Source organism: Mesorhizobium sp. M7D.F.Ca.US.004.03.1.1, from assembly GCF_003998635.1.
Taxonomy (GTDB): domain Bacteria; phylum Pseudomonadota; class Alphaproteobacteria; order Rhizobiales; family Rhizobiaceae; genus Mesorhizobium; species Mesorhizobium loti.
In genome coordinates this window covers 1-400 of the sequence record NZ_RZQG01001863.1, presented here as the reverse complement: position 1 = coordinate 400, position 400 = coordinate 1, and the positions used below count along the sequence as shown (strand labels likewise).

Genomic DNA, 400 nt, shown 5'->3' with positions numbered 1-400 from the left:
GGTCGTTCTCGACCGCTTCGACCTGCGCCGCCGGAATGTCGACCAGCACGTAGCGACTGCCCAGCGTGCCGGCCTTCTCGCGCAGCCGCTGCAGATTGGTCTGCAACTGGCCAAGCCGGATTTGCGCCGAGACATTCATCGCCGCGTAGGTGTATTTGCCCATCGAGCCGTCTGCAGGCAGGCCGTGACGCAACTGGAAGCGCTTGACCGCCGAGTCGACGTAGGAGTCGAAAGCTGTCGAAATGCCGGCGCTCTGCGAGAGGTCGCCAGAAACCATCAGCCGCTTGCGCAACGGCACCACATCAGGATCATCGACGCCGAGCTGCAGTTTCTTGGTCGCGGGAACCTCTACCCAACCGCCCTGCCCGGCAATGTTCTGATATTGCGCGACCGCCTGTTC

1 protein-coding gene is annotated in these 400 nt (G+C 63.0%); it reads right to left on the bottom strand.

Going from position 1 to position 400, the window contains the following annotated elements:
• Positions 1 to 400: peptidoglycan-binding protein (locus tag EN935_RS40425; RefSeq protein WP_206534752.1), on the bottom strand; the 400-nt coding region annotated here is incomplete at both ends.